The organism is Mesorhizobium newzealandense (assembly GCF_042682145.1).
Taxonomy (GTDB): domain Bacteria; phylum Pseudomonadota; class Alphaproteobacteria; order Rhizobiales; family Rhizobiaceae; genus Mesorhizobium; species Mesorhizobium newzealandense.
Genome location: NZ_JBHUGZ010000010.1, coordinates 246,732 through 263,155 on the forward strand (window position 1 = coordinate 246,732; position 16,424 = coordinate 263,155).

The 16,424-nt window shown below is 64.1% G+C and carries 19 protein-coding genes and 1 pseudogene; 7 read left to right on the forward strand and 13 right to left on the reverse strand.

Going from position 1 to position 16,424, the window contains the following annotated elements:
- The first annotated feature begins 29 nt into the window (after positions 1 to 29).
- Together ACFSOZ_RS15570 and ACFSOZ_RS15575 are read left to right on the forward strand one after the other, a co-directional pair.
- Positions 30 to 491: a MarR family winged helix-turn-helix transcriptional regulator gene (locus ACFSOZ_RS15570; RefSeq protein WP_379099546.1), complete on the forward strand. Its 462-nt coding sequence runs from the start codon at positions 30 to 32 to the stop codon at positions 489 to 491.
- Positions 492 to 648: 157 nt separating this feature from the next.
- Positions 649 to 1,377 (forward strand): SDR family oxidoreductase, encoded by a 729-nt coding sequence (locus ACFSOZ_RS15575; RefSeq protein ID WP_379099549.1) that lies wholly within the window; start codon positions 649 to 651, stop codon positions 1,375 to 1,377.
- 25 nt (positions 1,378 to 1,402) lie between these two features.
- On the opposite strand, the gene ACFSOZ_RS15580 is transcribed toward ACFSOZ_RS15575, so the two are convergent.
- Positions 1,403 to 2,365, reverse strand: coding sequence for a LysR family transcriptional regulator (locus ACFSOZ_RS15580; RefSeq protein WP_379099551.1), 963 nt, complete (start codon positions 2,363 to 2,365; stop codon positions 1,403 to 1,405).
- A 23-nt stretch (positions 2,366 to 2,388) separates the two neighbouring features.
- Positions 2,389 to 3,294 carry a S1C family serine protease gene (locus ACFSOZ_RS15585; RefSeq protein ID WP_379099554.1) on the reverse strand — a complete coding sequence of 302 codons (906 nt, stop codon included), beginning with the start codon at positions 3,292 to 3,294 and terminating at the stop codon, positions 2,389 to 2,391.
- A 269-nt stretch (positions 3,295 to 3,563) separates the two neighbouring features.
- Between ACFSOZ_RS15585 and yghU the strand changes: the two genes are divergently transcribed.
- Positions 3,564 to 4,430 (forward strand): glutathione-dependent disulfide-bond oxidoreductase, encoded by an 867-nt coding sequence (yghU, locus tag ACFSOZ_RS15590; RefSeq protein ID WP_379099557.1) that lies wholly within the window; start codon positions 3,564 to 3,566, stop codon positions 4,428 to 4,430.
- Positions 4,431 to 4,481: 51 nt separating this feature from the next.
- Here the strand turns inward: yghU and ACFSOZ_RS15595 are convergent, their stop codons facing one another.
- Both ACFSOZ_RS15595 and ACFSOZ_RS15600 read right to left on the reverse strand, forming a co-directional pair.
- Complete coding sequence (locus ACFSOZ_RS15595) at positions 4,482 to 5,279, reverse strand: hypothetical protein (protein WP_379099560.1); 798 nt, start codon at positions 5,277 to 5,279, stop codon at positions 4,482 to 4,484.
- A 326-nt stretch (positions 5,280 to 5,605) separates the two neighbouring features.
- The gene (locus ACFSOZ_RS15600; protein ID WP_379099563.1) at positions 5,606 to 5,908 is read right to left on the reverse strand and encodes a DUF1236 domain-containing protein; all 303 of its coding nucleotides are present in this window, start codon (positions 5,906 to 5,908) and stop codon (positions 5,606 to 5,608) included.
- Positions 5,909 to 6,836: 928 nt separating this feature from the next.
- On the opposite strand from ACFSOZ_RS15600, the gene ACFSOZ_RS15605 reads away from it, so the two are divergent.
- Positions 6,837 to 7,124 carry a hypothetical protein gene (locus ACFSOZ_RS15605; protein WP_379099566.1) on the forward strand — a complete coding sequence of 96 codons (288 nt, stop codon included), beginning with the start codon at positions 6,837 to 6,839 and terminating at the stop codon, positions 7,122 to 7,124.
- A 63-nt stretch (positions 7,125 to 7,187) separates the two neighbouring features.
- A complete protein-coding gene (locus tag ACFSOZ_RS15610; RefSeq protein WP_379099569.1) occupies positions 7,188 to 7,901 on the forward strand; it encodes an SOS response-associated peptidase in 714 nt (237 codons plus the stop codon).
- Here ACFSOZ_RS15610 and ACFSOZ_RS15615 read toward each other — a convergent pair.
- Both ACFSOZ_RS15615 and ACFSOZ_RS15620 read right to left on the reverse strand, forming a co-directional pair.
- The gene (locus tag ACFSOZ_RS15615; protein WP_379099572.1) at positions 7,898 to 8,158 is read right to left on the reverse strand and encodes a hypothetical protein; all 261 of its coding nucleotides are present in this window, start codon (positions 8,156 to 8,158) and stop codon (positions 7,898 to 7,900) included. The two genes, ACFSOZ_RS15610 and ACFSOZ_RS15615, sit on opposite strands and share 4 nt — an antisense overlap.
- A gap of 3 nt (positions 8,159 to 8,161) precedes the next feature.
- A complete protein-coding gene (locus ACFSOZ_RS15620) occupies positions 8,162 to 8,422 on the reverse strand; it encodes a hypothetical protein (protein WP_379099574.1) in 261 nt (86 codons plus the stop codon).
- Between the two features lie 139 nt (positions 8,423 to 8,561).
- Between ACFSOZ_RS15620 and ACFSOZ_RS15625 the strand changes: the two genes are divergently transcribed.
- A complete protein-coding gene (locus ACFSOZ_RS15625) occupies positions 8,562 to 8,738 on the forward strand; it encodes a hypothetical protein (RefSeq protein ID WP_379099577.1) in 177 nt (58 codons plus the stop codon).
- Between the two features lie 471 nt (positions 8,739 to 9,209).
- Positions 9,210 to 9,416: a hypothetical protein gene (locus ACFSOZ_RS15630; protein WP_379099580.1), complete on the forward strand. Its 207-nt coding sequence runs from the start codon at positions 9,210 to 9,212 to the stop codon at positions 9,414 to 9,416.
- Positions 9,417 to 9,623: 207 nt separating this feature from the next.
- On the opposite strand, the gene ACFSOZ_RS15635 is transcribed toward ACFSOZ_RS15630, so the two are convergent.
- The 7 genes and pseudogenes from ACFSOZ_RS15635 to ACFSOZ_RS15665 form a co-directional block, all read right to left on the reverse strand.
- Positions 9,624 to 10,844: an amidohydrolase family protein gene (locus ACFSOZ_RS15635; RefSeq protein WP_379099583.1), complete on the reverse strand. Its 1,221-nt coding sequence runs from the start codon at positions 10,842 to 10,844 to the stop codon at positions 9,624 to 9,626.
- A 326-nt stretch (positions 10,845 to 11,170) separates the two neighbouring features.
- Positions 11,171 to 11,722, reverse strand: a complete 552-nt coding sequence (locus ACFSOZ_RS15640) for an isochorismatase family protein (protein ID WP_379099586.1) — start codon at positions 11,720 to 11,722, stop codon at positions 11,171 to 11,173.
- Between the two features lie 43 nt (positions 11,723 to 11,765).
- Entirely contained in the window at positions 11,766 to 13,385 is a 1,620-nt protein-coding gene (locus ACFSOZ_RS15645) for a WD40 repeat domain-containing protein (RefSeq protein ID WP_379099589.1), read from the reverse strand.
- 491 nt (positions 13,386 to 13,876) lie between these two features.
- Positions 13,877 to 14,192: pseudogene (locus ACFSOZ_RS15650) on the reverse strand (IS1 family transposase); the annotation flags it as partial.
- A 77-nt stretch (positions 14,193 to 14,269) separates the two neighbouring features.
- Positions 14,270 to 15,040: an exodeoxyribonuclease III gene (locus ACFSOZ_RS15655; protein WP_379099593.1), complete on the reverse strand. Its 771-nt coding sequence runs from the start codon at positions 15,038 to 15,040 to the stop codon at positions 14,270 to 14,272.
- A gap of 4 nt (positions 15,041 to 15,044) precedes the next feature.
- Entirely contained in the window at positions 15,045 to 15,689 is a 645-nt protein-coding gene (locus ACFSOZ_RS15660; protein WP_379099596.1) for an alpha/beta hydrolase family protein, read from the reverse strand.
- 55 nt (positions 15,690 to 15,744) lie between these two features.
- Positions 15,745 to 16,422, reverse strand: coding sequence for a hypothetical protein (locus ACFSOZ_RS15665; protein ID WP_379099599.1), 678 nt, complete (start codon positions 16,420 to 16,422; stop codon positions 15,745 to 15,747).
- Positions 16,423 to 16,424: the final 2 nt, after the last annotated feature.

Genomic DNA, 16,424 nt, shown 5'->3' on the forward strand with positions numbered 1-16,424 from the left:
GTCAGTAAACTCAATTTACCGGATCGTCAATGGCCACATCAACGGAAATTCTCCAGACCAGGACCGAGGACCTGCTGATCGGCGCCCTGCTGCGCGTGCCGGCGCAGGCGATCCAGCGCCGGCTGATCAAGGAACTCAACGCCGCCGGTTTCGACGAATTGCGTCTGCCGCATATGGCGGTGCTGCAGTTTCCCGGACCCGATGGCGCCCGTCCGGGCACCATCGCCGAGCGTGCCGGCATGAGCAAGCAGGCCATCAACCAGTTGCTCAGCAGTCTCGAAGGGTACGGCTATCTCGTGCGCTCCGACATTCCGGGCGAAGGCGGCGCGCGCGTGGTGCGGTCCACCGAACGGGGGCATGCCGCCTTCTGGAAAATGGTCGACATCCTGCGCGACATCGAGGAGGAGTGGCGCGCCGAGCTCGGACCGGAACGCTTTGCCCAGTTGAAAGCGCTGTTGTTTGTCGTCTGGGACAGCCCGCTGGCGCGCTGAACGGCCACCAGCGACCTTGCGTTGCCGAGCTTCCATTCCGCTCGGGACTGAGAACCATCGGCATTTCCGATAGCGCCATCGGTTTCTTCCGTTTCCCTTGGCCCACACCGAACTGCCAATCCCCTGCCCTTGTCCCTCAAAACAAAGGCAGAGCGAAATGAGCATTTCAAACCAGAAGATCCTGATCGTCGGCGGCGGTTCCGGCATGGGCCGGGCGCTGGCGCGGCGATGCGTCGAAGCCGGTGCCGAGACCGTCATCGCCGGGCGCGGCGAGGACCGGCTGCGGCAGGCGTGCGAGGCGCTGGGCAACCCAGTAAACCTGGAGGTGGCCGCCGTCGACATCACGCGGGAAGACCAGGTGGTTGAACTGTTCGCGCGGATCGGCGGGCTCGACCATATCGTCAGCACCGCCGCCGACATCGAAGGCGCCTACCGGCTGTTGCCGGAGCTTGACCTGAAGGGGGCGCAACGGGTGGTGGAGAGCAAGATCTACGGCCCGCTGCTGCTCGCCAAGCATGGCGCACCACGGCTTGGCGTCGCCGGGTCGATGACCTTCGTCTCCGGCATCGCCGCCTATCGGCCAGCGGCACGCGGCTCCGTCGTTGCCGCCGTCAATGCGGCGCTCGAAGGGCTGGTGCGGGCGCTCGCCGTGGAGCTGGCGCCAATCCGCGTCAACGCAGTCTCACCCGGCTGGGTCGACACCACGATCTGGGCACAGGTTGCCGGCGACAGGAAGGCCGAGATGCTGGCCGCGATGGCCGAGCGCCTGCCTGTCGGCAGGATCGGCCAACCCGACGATATCGCCGACGCCATCTTCTTCCTGACCGGCAACGGTTTTACCACGGGAACGACCCTGCATGTCGAGGGCGGGCACCGGCTGATCTAGAATGGCTTGGCGTCAGGAATTGCTTTTAAAGCAAGGCCTTGGAGCGGTTCGCCGATTCAGGCTCTGAACTGGTTGGAGAGCGCTCCGAAACAGGCGCCAGCGTGTCGCGCGCGGCGGCAAGAAGCCGCCTGAGCGCCGGCGGCTGAACACGCCGGCGCCGCCAGATCATCACCAGCGGTGCCGCCCGCATCGGGCTGGGCCATGGCAGTTCGGCGAGGTCGCCACGCGCCAGCGCGTCGCTGACGGCAAGGCGCGGAACAAGGCCAAGCCCCGCGCCGGCCGCGACCAGCCGCGCAATGGTGCCGATACTGCCGACCTCGGCGACAAATTTTGGCGCGGCGACACCCGCCTCGGCAAAGGCGGTGTCGAACAGGTGCCGGTAGATGCATCCGGGCTCCGTAGCCACGAAGCGCAGCGTGGCAAGCGCGGCAAGGTCTGATGGCGCGGAGCCCTGCCCCGGAGCCGCGACCAGCACCAGCGGTTCGGCAACGATCGTGCGCCTGGCGAGGCGGTCGGCGGCGGCGCCCTTGGTGACGTCGCGACGGTCGAAGCAGAAGGCGACGTCGATGTCGCCATCCTCCAGCAGGTGCCGCAGCGCGCCGCTGTCGGTCACCTTCATCCGCACGGTGATGTCGGGATGACGGGCCTGAAACCCCGGCAGCCAGGGCGCCAGCCGGGCCGAGGCAATCGTCTCCAGCGCACCGATGGTCAGCGATCCGCTGGCCTCTCCGGCAGCCGCCTGCACGGCCGCGCGCGCCTCGCCATCGAGCCGCAGCAGGTCTTCGGCGATGGGCTTCAACGCCAATCCCGCCGATGTCAGGTCGAGGCCCGTCTTCGAACGCGTGAACAGGGCAGCACCAAGCTCGGACTCAAGCGACTGGATCTGGTCGCTGACACTCGATTGCGCCAGATGAACCGCTTCGGCGGCGCGCGTGATGTTGCGGCTCCGCGCCACCGCGAGGAAGGTCTTGAGCAGTCTGGGATGCAACGAAATGTCCTGGCCCGATGCGCCTACTGCAGCTGCGGCTTTTTGAGGAAACTACCGCGATCGGCCGATTTGACACGCAGCCAGGTCTCGCGGCCGTCGCGCAGCACCCGCATCGGGATCTCCGCGCCGGCCGAGCCGCTCTCCCACAGCTTGCGATAGAAATCGGCCAGCCCATCGACCGCGCCGTCGCGGATGTCGGAGATAATGTCGCCCTGGCGCAGGCCGGCCTTGGCGGCCGGGCCGCCTTCGGTCACGCTCATCACCACCACCTTGCCGTCGCTTTCGGCCGACAAGGCGCCGAGCCACGGGCGCGGCGGCCTGGCCACATGGCCGCGCGTCAGGAGGTCGTCGAGAATCGGCGGCAGCAGATCGATCGGCACCACCATGTTGATGTCGGCGACCTCGCCGTTGCGGCTCATCTGCAGGCGCAGCGAACCGATGCCGAGCAGCGAGCCGTCGGCGCCGAACAGCCCGGCACCGCCCCAGGACGGGTGCGCGGGGGCGATGAAGATCGCCTCGTCGAGCAGATACTCCCAATAGCCGGCGAATTCCTGCTTGGTGACGATCTTGGCCTGGACCGAGCGGCCGATGCCGTCGGCAAGCACGACCGCATCGCCGATCCTGGCCTTGCCGGCATCGCCCAGCGCCACCGCCGGCAGGCCGAGCGGCGCCAGCGCCTGCACCAGGCCGAAGCCCGATTCCTGGTCATAGGCCAGCGCGTGTGCGGGGATGACGCGGCCGTCATGGCTGGTCAGCCACACTTCCTCTGCTTCGGTGATGAGATAGCCGATGGTCAGCACCAGCCCGTCGTCGCGGATGACGACGCCGCTGCCTTCCCTGAGCGTGCCCAGCGCCCCGGCCGTAAAGGCATCCTCGGGAACGGTGGCCCGCACGGCAACGACCGAGCGCGAATTGGGATTGAGGGTCATGTTTTTGTCCTGCGATGCAATGCTATGGCGATATGTCTTATAGGTATGCCGCAAGGGAGATGGTGCAAGGGGTGAGAAGCGGTTCGCGCAGCGAACGAAAAGCCAATTGCTTGGCTTTTCGAGCTTCGAACGCCCTGGGAAAGCGCCGGTAGGCGGACGCAGGGCAGCGCCGACATGAACAATAGTTCAACGCAAGTTGAACTTCCTCGTCCGCAGCCCTAGGTGTAGAGCGTCTTGCCGATCCTTCCCCACGACACGAGGCCCCGATAATGACCGACTACATCCCGCCGAAAGTATGGACCTGGAACAAGGCGAATGGCGGCGCCTTCGCCAGCATCAACCGGCCGATTGCCGGACCGACGCATGACAAGGACCTGCCGGTCGGCAAGCACCCGCTGCAGCTCTATTCGCTGGCGACGCCGAACGGCGTCAAGGTGACCGTCATGCTGGAAGAGCTTCTGGCGCGCGGCCACAAGGGCGCCGAATACGACGCCTGGCTGATCCGTATCAACGATGGCGACCAGTTCGGCAGCGGCTTCGTCGAGGTCAATCCCAACTCCAAGATTCCCGCTCTGATGGACCGCGGCGGCAAGACGCCGGTGCGCATCTTCGAATCCGGCTCGATCCTGGTCTATCTCGCCGAAAAGTTCGGCGAATTCCTGCCGGCCGAACAGCCGGCCCGCGCCGAAGTCCTGTCCTGGCTGTTCTGGCAGATGGGCTCGGCGCCGTATCTCGGCGGCGGCTTCGGCCATTTCTACGCCTATGCGCCGGAAAAGTACGAATATGCCATCGACCGCTTCTCGATGGAGGTGAAGCGCCAGATGGACGTGCTCGACCGCCGGCTGGCCGAAACCGAATATCTCGGCGGCAAGGACTACAGCATCGCCGACATGGCGGTCTGGCCCTGGTATGGCGGGCTGGCGCTCGGCCGCATGTACAATGATTCCGCCGCGTTCCTGTCCGTGCAGGACTACAAGCATGTCCAGCGCTGGGCCCAGGCGATCGACGCACGCCCGGCGGTGAAACGCGGCCGCATGGTCAACCGCGCCATCGGCGAACCGGCCTTGCAGCTGCATGAGCGCCACGACGCCCGCGACTTCGAGACGAATACGCAGGACAAGCTGGCAGCGGAGTGAGCTGAGCCGATAGCGCGCCGATCTCCCTCCCCGTGGGGGAGGTTGGCGGCTTCAACCCACCAGTCTCGTCTCGACGGCCGACATCCACAGTCGGTCGATGTCGGCAAGGAACGTCTCGTCGATCTCATCGAGATGGTTCCAGTACATGCCATCCTCGTAGAAATAGCCGAGGTCCTTCTCGATCTCCTCGGCCTCTTCGGCCTTGTCGAGCCGGATGCCGGCAAGAATTTCCGCCTTCATTTCGGCAATCCGCGCCAGCGAAAGGCCGCCAAGCTCGTCGAAGGCGAGACTGGGAAAGACCAGCCGGCTGCGCGGCAGGTCGGACAAATTGATGCACAGGCAGCCGTGCTTCAGGGCCTGGACAAGCAGGCGCGCCGACTTGGCCTCGAGGTTGCGCAAGGTGACGTCATCGCGCAACGGATCGGGTTGGCCGATGCCATAGAAATGGGTCTTGTCCGGCCGGTCGTAGATCATGTCGCAGCCCAGGAATGCCAGCACATCGGGCTTCTGGCTGTGAATGGTCCAATAGGCGGCGGTCAGCGCCATCGTGGCGCCGGCATAGACGAAGCCACCGAACGCGTTCTGCGCCGGAACATAGTGCGTGGCGCTGAATATCTGAGCCCGCCGCGAGGTCGCGTCGTGGGGCAGCCGGTCCGATGGGAAATCACCGGCGTGGATCAGGAAATCCCAATCGGGGCGCACGCGCCAGGCATTGTTGATGGCGACGATCCGGCTGAAGACCTGCTTCGGCCAAGGCTCGCAACGCACCGCGTCGGGCGCACTGCCAAGCAGAAGGAGTATCCGGGGCGCGTCATAGCGAGCATTCATCTCGACGGGCTGGATCGTCATCGAAGGACTTTCAGGTCTCCGGTCGAAAGGCCGGCTTCGCATGCGATACAATGCCGGCTTCGGTGCCGGCGCGCGAATGTTTCGCACGACTGCAACCCTGCACCCAGGCGGGCCGCTTTGCCAGCCCAATCCATGCGGCAGATCGCGCAGGCCGACAGGCCGAGGCGATCGATGCGCGCCGTTGGTGAGACGCGGCCGCATGGTCAACCGCGCCTTAGCTGGCTGCTGGGCAGGCACGGCAACGCCCCCAAAAGAAAGCCCGCCACCGACGTTGGTGGCGGGCTTCTCCCAAGGCTTACGCGGGCATTCCTATGTCGGGACCTCGCTCAGTTCAGGACTTCGACGATCTGATGGGTCTCGGGATCGACGAGGACGGTCTGGTCGTTGATCACGGCGACACGATACTTGACGTTGGGCACCTCGCGGAGTTGGACCGTATCCGGCACCGGCGAGCCGAGCTTGAGCTCGACGCCCAGAAGGTTGACGGACGCCAGTGGCTCCTTCTTGATGTATTCGCGAACGATGGTTTTCTGCTCCGGCTGGACGACGATGACGTCTTGCGCCATCGCTACACCAAGGCCGCTCATCAAGACGACCGCAGCCGCCGCACTCGAAAGATAAAGTTTCATGACAATCTCCATAAGGGCTATCTAAAAATCCGCCCTGCATGAAAACTCCACTGCTGCCTTGAAGTTCCATCTCAAATTTCAGAATAAAGAGATAATGACATCGGCTGGACGCCAACGCGTATTATTCTTTTTTTATTAATGCAAAACGTAACGATATTTGAAATATTTACAGACAAATTGTGCTTCCGCGTGATTATTCAGGACTAAAAGGCACGCAACCGTGCCGGCGGAGCTATGTCCCAGCGGGAAGCTAACCCTCGTTTCGGACGACGACAGCGAAAAGCGCCGCGTCGGCTTCGCCCGCAATCCGTCGAAGGCCGAGGTCGATTTGCTTCGACACCTTGGGAACAGCTAAACGTCGAGAACGCAATGTCGTTCCTGCCGCCGTCATCCAGCGGCACGAAAAAGGCCCGCTCTGCCGGGAGCAGAGCGAGCCTCAGACGGCGCCGGCGGAGGTGGCAGCCTTACCGGTCACGCTCAAAAACGCGAAGCGTCAGGCTTGGTTCCCACCTTGCAACCGGGATGGTGGCAAGGGCGGGCTCGTTTGAAGGCACTTGCGCCGAGCACACGAAGCCTGGGCAGCACACCCGGTTGCGAATGCAACCATGTGGCCGGGATGACGTTGTGGCAAAAATTTGCAGCAAGGATGTGCCCGGATGGCTCCCCGACCCTCAGCGACCAAGTATCCGTTCACCCTGATGTTAGTCGTCATCGCGCTGATGGCGCCGTTCGCGGGACTTGCCTGGCGCACGCGCGAATGGATGGGCTGGTAGAGTGCGCCGACCCAGGCTGACAGTCTGGGCAGGCTCGCCGCCTCGCTCTCCCGGACCGACGCATAGAGAACCGCGCCTGGGTGCCCCTTGAGGCTGGGGAACCAACGCCCGCAGCCCGAGTTTCGCCTTCAGTCATTTCAGGATTGGAGGCCAGCATGGCACCGCGCAGCAAACCACATACCGATATCGACAATAATGCCTTGGAAGCCGACGGGCCGATCATCCAGCAGCAGGATTGGGACGCCCTCAAGGGCAGCAAGATCCTGCCCGACTCCGTGTCGGAAAACGGCGAGCTCAGCTACGGCATCGAGAAGGACGGCGACCTGCCCGAGGAAGACGACGACAACGCCTATCAGGACAGCGACGACGCCCTGCCCGACGATCAGGAAGAAGCCGCGATCACCCGCCACCCGACCCGCGAGGGCCGGTTCGACGAGACGTGAGGGAACGCTGGAAATTGCCCTCCCTTTCCCACAAGATGCGCAGGCATCGGGGAAGGGCGTGAGATGTGCAACCTCTACAACATCACCACCAGCCAGGAAGCGGTTCGCCAGTGGACGCGTGCGCTACGCGACATTCTTGGCAACCTCGAACCCTCGATCGACATCTATCCCAACCAGCCCGGCCCGGTGGCGCGCAACGCCCCGGACAGCCAACGCGAGCTGGCCAATCTTTTGTGGGGCATGCCGACGCCGATCGAGCGGGTGAAGGGCAAGGCCGACTACGGCACCACCAACATCCGCAACCCGCAATATGGCCACTGGCAGCAATATGTCGGTATCGAGAACCGCTGCGTGGTGCCGGTGACCAGCTTCGCCGAGCCCTCGCCGACGCCCGGCGACAAGGACCCCGAGACCGGCATCCAGCGCAATGTCTGGTTCGCGCTCAACGAGCACAAGCCGCTGTTCTTCTTCGCCGGCCTGTGGACGCGCTGGCACGGCGTTCGCAAGGTCAAGGACGGTCCAGGCGACTTCGAACTCTATGGCTTCCTGACCACGAAACCCAACGCGCTGATCGCACCGATCCACGAAAAGGCAATGCCGGTCATCTTGACGACACCGGAGGAAACCGAGACTTGGCTGACCGCGCCATGGTCGCAGGCCCGCCACCTGCAGCGCACCGCGCCTGACGACGCGCTGGTGATTGTCGACAAACCCGCCACGCAGATAAAGTTTCCGCTGCAGGCTCCGCCGCCACCTGTGCAGGGTTCGCTGTTTTAACCCCTCGCCTTCTGCAGCACCCAGATGTAGCCCTTCGGCGGATGGTCCTGGTCGATGAACTGCGTCCTCACAGTCGCATCCTTGCGGCTGCAGCGCCTGCAGCGAAAGCGGATGGTTTCCAAGGGCTTGTTCCAGCCCACCACCTTGGCCACGTCGTTGGCCCGGAAGCGGCCGACATGCCAGCAATGGCCGCACTCGACGACCAGCAGCATGTTGGCCTTGGCGGCTCGCCCGACACTGTCCATTGGCCCGGCCATGGCTCATTTCCGGCTGGAATAATCCTCGGGCAGGGGCAGCAGGCCGAGCCACGCCGCGCGGAAATCGGGTTCCTTTTCCGCCACCATTCCCATCACCGCATGCAGTTTGTCCGTCAGCCCCACCAGGTGCCAGAACAGCTCGCCATTGGCCTTGAGGTTCAGTTGCGCCGCCAGCACCGTGGCGCGCAGGCGTAGCGCATCCCGCAGGATCGCCTCCGCATCGCTCGCAAACAATCTGTCATACCGGCTCTTCCGTCTGCCCATCGCGGCTCTCCCTGACTTGCGAGCAACCGCCCCACCTCCCTGACAAATAGGAACGCATTCCTCGCCAAGTCAATTCAAGCTTGACAGTTTTGTTCCGTTTTTGTTCACTATCCCCATCAGGACATCAGAAGGTGCTGAAATGGCCCATATCGTAACGCTGGACAGCCGCCAGGAGACCTCGCTTCAAGCCGTCGCCGAAAAATTCATCGCCCAGCACGAGGGCGACGCGGTAAAAGCTCTGAAGGAAATGATCGTGCTCAACGGGCACTTGCAGGAACGGCTGGATACGATGGAGAGGCGAAGGGTGGGAGGCTAGCCCCTTAAGCCGAAGTTAACCTATGCTAACGCGCTCACCAAGGCGCGCCACGACTTGGCGTGACCGTGAAAGATCGCGTGCAACTGACAGAGCGACCTGCGCTGGGCCGCTTGCAACGGCGTACTGTCGATCGCTTCGGAAGTTGCAGTAGGCCTCGCCAACGACGCCATTTTCGGTGCCGCGATTGCGGCGAAGATGCTTATCCGGCTAAGTTTTTTCCCGATTCTGACCCCTCGAATCAGCTGCGACATTATATCACGTTTGACTAAAATACCGGAACGTCCAATGGACATTGCCGGAACCGAACAGGGCCCCTCGGACCTTTGCGTCTGGCACCCCAGACCTTGGTCCTATACGAAAACGCAAAGGGCCGATGCGGCCCCCATTGAAGCCCGACAAGGGAACATCTCGTCTTGGCTGTCGTTTGTCGCGAGGTCTCGGCGTCGCCGGACCCGTCTGGAGGACAGAACGATGCCGCATCGATCCACCATCATCAAGACAGGCAACGGCCCGGTCACGGCGATTGCCGTGCTCATGGTCGGATTGATGGCGGTGGGCATCGTGTTCCTCGTCCTGGGCGGCTCGCTCTACCTCAGCGAGCAGCCGTCGGATCAACGCGCCCTGTCTTCGCCACCCGCCCGATCGATTCAGGCGACCGATCGCAGTGCGACCAACTGATCGAACCCGGCGGCAAGAAGTATGGCAAAGGCCGCTGTCTGGAGTGCAGCGGTGGTCATGCTGGTGTTGATGGCGGCCCGAACGGTCGGCTTCTGACTCCCGAGGGTCGACTTGTCGGTCGGGCACAGGAAATACGATCGGCGGCGGCTCCCCGTAGTCAGCATCGATTGCCCTTGTCGGCGTGACGCTGCCGACCGAGCGCGCGCCTCAAACCATCTTCCCATCTTTCGCCACCGCCCTGCCCCGGCGATACACCGTCCGGCCCTTCGGCACGGCGACCACCGCCTCGGGCACATGTTCGGCCGTGATGGTGACGAAGTCGGCGCTGGCGCCGACCGCGATGCCGTAGCTCTCCAGCCCAAGCGCCCTGGCGCCGGCATGGGTCACCACGTCGAAGGCGGCAGCCAGTTCATGGTCCTCGTAGAAGCCGGAGCGGTAGCCGACCAAATTGGCCCGCGAAAGCATGTCACCATCGCCATAGGGCCACCAGGAATCGCGAATGTTGTCGGAGCCGCTGAACACGGTGACGCCGGCCTGCCGCAGGGCCGCCACCGGCGGGAAGGCGTGATTGCCCGGCGCATTGGTCATGATCGCGACGCCGGCGCCAGCGAGCATCTCGCCGGCCTTCAGCAAGGCGTCGGCCGGAATATCGCCCAGCCCATAGGCATGGCTGACGGCGACATGGCCCTGCATGCCCAGCGCCTTCGTCCGCGCGGCGATCTCCTCGACCTGGAACAGGCCAAGCGTGCCGCCATCATGCAGATGGATGTCGACGCCGGCGCCGTGCTTTTGCGCCAGGCCGAACACCACGTCGAGATGGCCCTTCACGTCGCGGTCGAAGCTGGCGGGGTCGAGCCCGCCGATCAGGTCGCAGCCGAGCTTCAGCGCCTCGTCCAGCAACTCAGCTGTGCCAGGGGAGGACAGGATACCGCTTTGCGGAAAGGCGACGAGCTGGATGTCGATGAGGTCGCGGTACTCTTCGCGCGCCGCCAAGATCGTCTGCAGATGCTTCAGCCCGACCGAGCCGTCGACCATCACATGGCTGCGCATGGCGAGGCTGCCATTGCCGATGCAGAGCTCGAGCTGGTTCTTCGCCCGCTCGCCCATTGGTGCTGCGGCGGCCAGGTTCCTGGCCTGGAAGGCGACCCGCTCGCGCACGTCGAAGCCTTTGCTGCACGGGATGTGCGGGCGCCAGGCGTCGCCGTAAAACGAGGTGTCGAGATGGATATGCCCTTCGACGAAGGCCGGCACGACGAGTTGGCCCCCAAGATCAACAATGGCAAGGTCGATGCTGGCGGGGCCAACCGATGCTGTCTTCCCGGCCGGCGCGATGGCGCAGAAGCGCCCGTCGGCAACGGTCAGGTCCACCCGCGACCCGTCGGCCAGTTTCGCGTTGATGAAAATCGTCTGTTCGGTCAACGGCGCCATCCATCGGTTGAAGCGCCAGTCGTCGCCGCTCGCCCGCCACAGGTCAATGCGGCAACGATGAGAAACTGTTTCACGCAGTGATCGACAAGGGCGCCGAATCCGCACTTTGGTCCCGGCCTATTCCGCTTTCGCGGAAGTGTCGGCCGGCCGGCGATGTGCAATGGTGGTGATGCGGCGGTACGAGCCGCCCTGGTTGACGCGGGCGCCCAAGCCATCCCAACAATGCGCCCCCCCCGTCCGCGTCGACCAGCGCCTCGCGCCGCCAGCGCCAGACAATGCCGCCGCGCGAAGCGACGATCAGCCCCGTCGCGAAGTTCCCTACAGCTTCAGCCGCCGACCAGCGCCTTCGTCGTCACCAGATTGACGCCGGCCTCTGCGAATTCGCCATTATGCCGGGCGATGATCTGCCGGGCGCTCTCGGCGGCATTGTCCAGCGTGCTGTGCGCATCGGAGACCACGGTCACGCCGAGCCCTCTGGCCATGGCGCCCTTGACGGTCGCCGCCACGCAATAATCGGTCTGCGCGCCCAGCAGCACGACCCCACCGGCGCCCTGCCCGGCAACCCAGTCGCCGAAGGCGGGATTGCTGAAGGCATCGCGCACGGATTTTGCAAAAGTCGGCTCGTCCTCGGCCTGGCCAAGTGCCGGCCATACCGGCCAGCCCGGCTCACCCGGCGCCAGCGGATCGCCCGCCGGTCCGTCATGCCTGATAAAGGCGACCTTGCGCCCGCCGCGCCGCGCCCAGTCGATGACCGCGCGGGCACGCTCGACAATGGCCGGCGCCTCATGGATCGGCGGCTCGTGCACGCCGTCGAACATGCCGGTCTGAAGATCGATGACGATGAGCGGCGCTTTGTCCGCGAGGCTGGTTGCTGACATGGTTTTTTACATAGCACGGCGGGCAAGGTGATCAAGGTTCCATTCACCCCGGCGCGCCGGCAAACAGCACCACGCCGTCGCCGCCCGCGGCCGGCCAGTCGCGGATGGTGCGGTCGTAGCCTCCGGTCAGCACCGTGCCGTCGGCGGCGAAGGCCACCGCGTAGATCGGGCCGGTCTGGCTGTCGAACATGGCGATCTGGCTGCCGGTTTCAATGTCCCACAGGCGCGCCGTGCCGTCGAGCGAACCGGAGACCAGGCGCTTGCCGTCGGCCGACAGCGCCAGCGTGTAGACGGTGCCCTCATGACCCTCGAAGCGGCGTACTTCGCGGCCGCTGTCGAGGTCCCAGAGCTTGATCGTGTAGTCGCCGCTGCCGGTGATCAGATGGTGGCCATCGGCGGTGAACACGGCGCCATAGGTGCCTTGCTCGTGCCCGTGCCAGCTGCGCAGCTGCCTGCCGCTGTCGATGTCCCAGAGCTTTAGCGTGCCGTCGATGCTGCCTGAGACCGCGCGGGTACCGTCGGGCGAGACGGCGACCGCGCTGACCGACCAGTCGTGCCCGCTCATCACATGCAGCACGGTGCCCTTCTCGAGGTCCCAGACGATGACGTTTCCGGTCTCGTGCCCGGTCACGGCGCGCTTGCCGTCCGGGCTGATCGCCAGCTTGTTGACGCCACCATTCTCGCCCGCCGAGTAGACGTGCAGCACCGCGCCATCGGAAAGTTTTCGCTGCACGATCTCGCCGTCATCGCCGGCCGTCAGCGCGCTGACGCCATCGGGCATGAACAGCGCCGTGCGCGCCATGTCCTTGTGAGCGCCGAGCGTGCGGATCAGTTGCTTGCCAGCGATGTCCCAGAGCTTGATCGTGTGGTCGGTGCTGGCGCTCATGATCGTGTGCCCGTCGGGCGCCACCGCCAGCCAGACGACAGCGTCGCGGTGGCCCTCGGGCTGCGTCGGCAGCGCCGGCGCCGGTGGCGGCAGCGGCGCGACGGTGGGCGGCGGAATGACCGCGACCTCCGGCGGCGTCGGAGCGACAGGCGTTGGCGGTGTCGGCGGCACGGGCGCAGGCGGGGTAGCCGGTGCCGCGGGCGGGTTGGCCACTTCCGGCGGTGGAGCGGCTGGAGCGACCGCAGGTGGCGCCGGCGGCGCGGCTGCTGGTGGAGTTACGGGTTCCGGTGCCGGCGGGGCGCTGGCGACGTCCTGCCCCTTGGGCTCTCCGGGCTTGGGTTCATTGGGTTGGGGTTCACCCGGCTTCGGTTCGCTGGGCTGGCTGGCAACCTCGCCGCCTTCATGCGTCCGCCCGGGGCCGAACCGGTCAACGGCCAGCGCCGCGACCACCACCAATGGCAGCACGAGAAAGGCCTTGCGCAGGCCGGGCCTGCCGGTGTCCTGCACGTCCGCCGCGCGGCCGAACAGCGGCGCCCAGGTGGCATGCGCCGGCCGCCCCGGCAGAAGACCGGCCCAGAACAACACCGCGCCAATGAGGCAAGCGAGTGCGCCCACCAGCAATCCGGCCAGCCGCAAGGTGGCGGGATCCCCGGCGAAAGACGAGACGCCGCGCCAGACAACGACCGCGTCGCCAGGCGCCAGCCAGGCGCGCCAGGCGCAAACCACGGCCACCACCAGCAGGATGAATGCAATCCGCCTGTCGACGACTCTGTTCATCGGCCCCCCTCGGCGCCATTCCAGGCTTCGCCCGAAATGGCACGCCGCACAGTTCAGTTCATTGAGATTACCCGTGGAAAAGGTGTTCGCAAAATGGCGTCTGCGGGTAGTGTCTCAGTTTGAAATTGCGAACGGCACCAACGCTAATCGCGGTCTCGTCGATATTCGGTACCCATACCGTAGAAGAAACGTACGCCGTCGTTTGCGAGTCTCTTTGAGATTTCGGACAAAACCTGATCTGCAGTGGGAGTGGGGTCGTAGCGGTAGCGGAGTGCGATAGACACCGAGGCTCCAGGACACCGCTGTCGAAAATGATCGCTTTCGCAATCTGCAAGTAGGAGTCAGCTCTCGTCGTTATGATCTGTAAGTGTGCATCTGTCGCCTCGCCATCTGTCCAAGGCAACGTATCAGTGATGACGAACCGAATTTGATTGTTTGTGTAAGGAACTTCCAAATCGTTCGAGAAGTCATCCTTGATAGCAAAAGTCTTGTTATCCATTATCCCTCAATCGCTTTGTGTTGGGACCGCACTTGCCCGGCTTCGGCGTAACTGCATCCGTCTTCTTGCAAAGGTCGTCCATCGACCAAGCGTCTGCGACACGCCAGCCGCCATTGCCGGCGTCATTTTCAGCGTCTTGTGCATTTTGATGAAGTTGTACCAGACTGTGTAAATCGCGACCATATGGACATGGTTTTCGAACTTCTTTGAGAACGCATTAGGCGCGTGAAGCGGCGGTTTGCCATGCGCATCGTGAGATTGGCGCGTTCGATATGCGACGTGCTGACGTGCACCGGATCGGGATTGCCTTCGGTCCGCGTCTTGCTGAGACACTACCCTTCTGCGAAAGGGATGGATGGCGAAGGTCCCGGCAAGTTCGCCCCGCTCACCTGATCTCCACCCAGACCGGTGCATGGTCGCTGGCGCCGTCCTGCCCGCGCACCTCGCGGTCGATGCCGGCGGCAGTGAGGCGCCGCGCCAGTGTCTTCGACAGCAGGATGTGGTCGAGCCTGAGTCCCGCGTCGCGCGGCCAGCGGTTGCGGCGGTAATCCCAGAACGTATAGAGCGTTTCCTTCGGGTGCTTCTTGCGCAGCGCATCCGTCCAGCCCTGCTCGATGAGCGCCGCGAAGGAAGCCCGGCTTTCCGGCTGCACCAGCGCATTGTCATCATAGGAGCGGGTCGCGTAGATGTCGCGCGGCTCGGGCACGATGTTGTAGTCGCCGGCCAGCACCACCGGCAGGCCGGTGTCCAACAACTGCTCGGCATGCGCCTCCAGTCGTTCGTGCCAGGCGAGCTTGTACTGGAATTTCGGCCCGGGCTGCGGATTGCCGTTCGGCGCATAGAGGCAAGCGATGACGATGCCGTTCACCGCCGCCTCGATGTAGCGGCTCTGCTTGTCGGTATCATCGCCGGGCAGGACATCGCGGGTCAGGACCGGTTCCGAACCGCACGCCAGGATGGCGACACCGTTCCAGGTCGGCTCGCCCTTCCACACCGCGCCATAGCCGGCCGCCACGAGAGCCGAACGCGGAAACTGCGTGTCGCGCGCCTTCAGCTCCTGCAGGCACACGACATCCGGCTTTGCCATCGCCAGCCATGCCAGCAAATTGTCCAGCCGGCTGTTGACGTTGTTGATGTTGAAGGAGGCGATTTTCATCGGCTCAGGAAACGATCCGGCCCGTCCACGCCTGCACCGCCCCGGCCAGTGTCTTCAGGTGATCGGCGGTGGAGAAACCGGAGATGCTCTTGCGCGGCTTGAGATCATGGTCGCCATCCTCCAGCCAGACAATCTCGATCCGGTCGGAGAGCGCATAAGTCGCGACCTCATCCTGCGTGCCAAACTCGTCGCGCGTGCCCTGGAAGATCAGCGTTGGCGTCTTGAGGTCGGCGAGATGTTTTGTCCGCAATTGCTCCGGCTTGGCCGGCGGATGGAAGGGATAGCCGAGGCAGACAAGCCCGGCGATCTCGCCCTTGGCGAACATCTCGTCGGCGACCATCGAGGCGACGCGCCCGCCCATCGATTTGCCGCCGATGATGAGCGGGCCGGTGACGCCCTTCGCCCTGAGGTCGGCGATCGCCTTGACATATTCGGGGTTCACCGTCTCCGCCCGCGGCGGCGGCTTGCGGTGCCCATAGCGGCGGGCGGCCATATAGTGGAATTCGAAGCGGGCGACGCGGAACCCGGCCGCGGCCAGTGCCGTGGCGGTGGCGGTCATCGAGGCCGAGTCCATCGGCGCACCGGCGCCATGCGCGAGCAGGATGGTGACGGGGGCGGTGTCGGGGCCGTCGAAGAGGAAGGTGGTCATGGAGCGGCCTTCCGAAGCATGAACTTGCCAATCCTTCTTGAATTGCACCACTAGATTATTCGGGCGCTGCACCTGCACCACACACCTGCGACTGCAGATACTCCACCTGTGCGGCCAGATATCCTGGCCAACCAGTCGCATCGATACCGCCTATCCATTTGCAGGCAGCTTCACGCCCATGAACCTGCTCAAGCAAGCAGAAATAGGCGCTGTCTCGCCACGCGCCGCACAATTGCGAATTGCCATCCATCACATCCAGCGCCGACGCCCAGGTGAACCATCGCCTGATCCATGCACCAACCTTGCCGTCGAGATCGCTGACGCTCTGGGCTACAAACGCATCGATATCTGCTTCTTTCGCCACCCAGAAAGTGTCACGACTTCGGACGAAATCCCCGTCGACGGCATGGAACCCTGCCCTAAGAAACGGTTGGCTCGACCGCCGAATGCTTTGGGTCCTGAATTGTGTCGCGCTTGGATCCTTGACCTCGTACCAGGCAAAGAAATCCTTGTCTAACTTCGCGAATTTCTTCCACTTGAACACCGCTACAAGTGCGCAGTCATACTCGCCGTAGCGGCGATCGGCGTAGCAATCCAGCTCGATGCTGAAATCGGTCAGGTTGTCCGTGGACGCGATGAGCAACTTGGCGCCGCCAGGCTTGAACCACTTCGCCCCAAGACGAGCTTGAAGTTCTTCCACCACTTGCTTTCGAATGGTCTTCGCATCGAGCATGC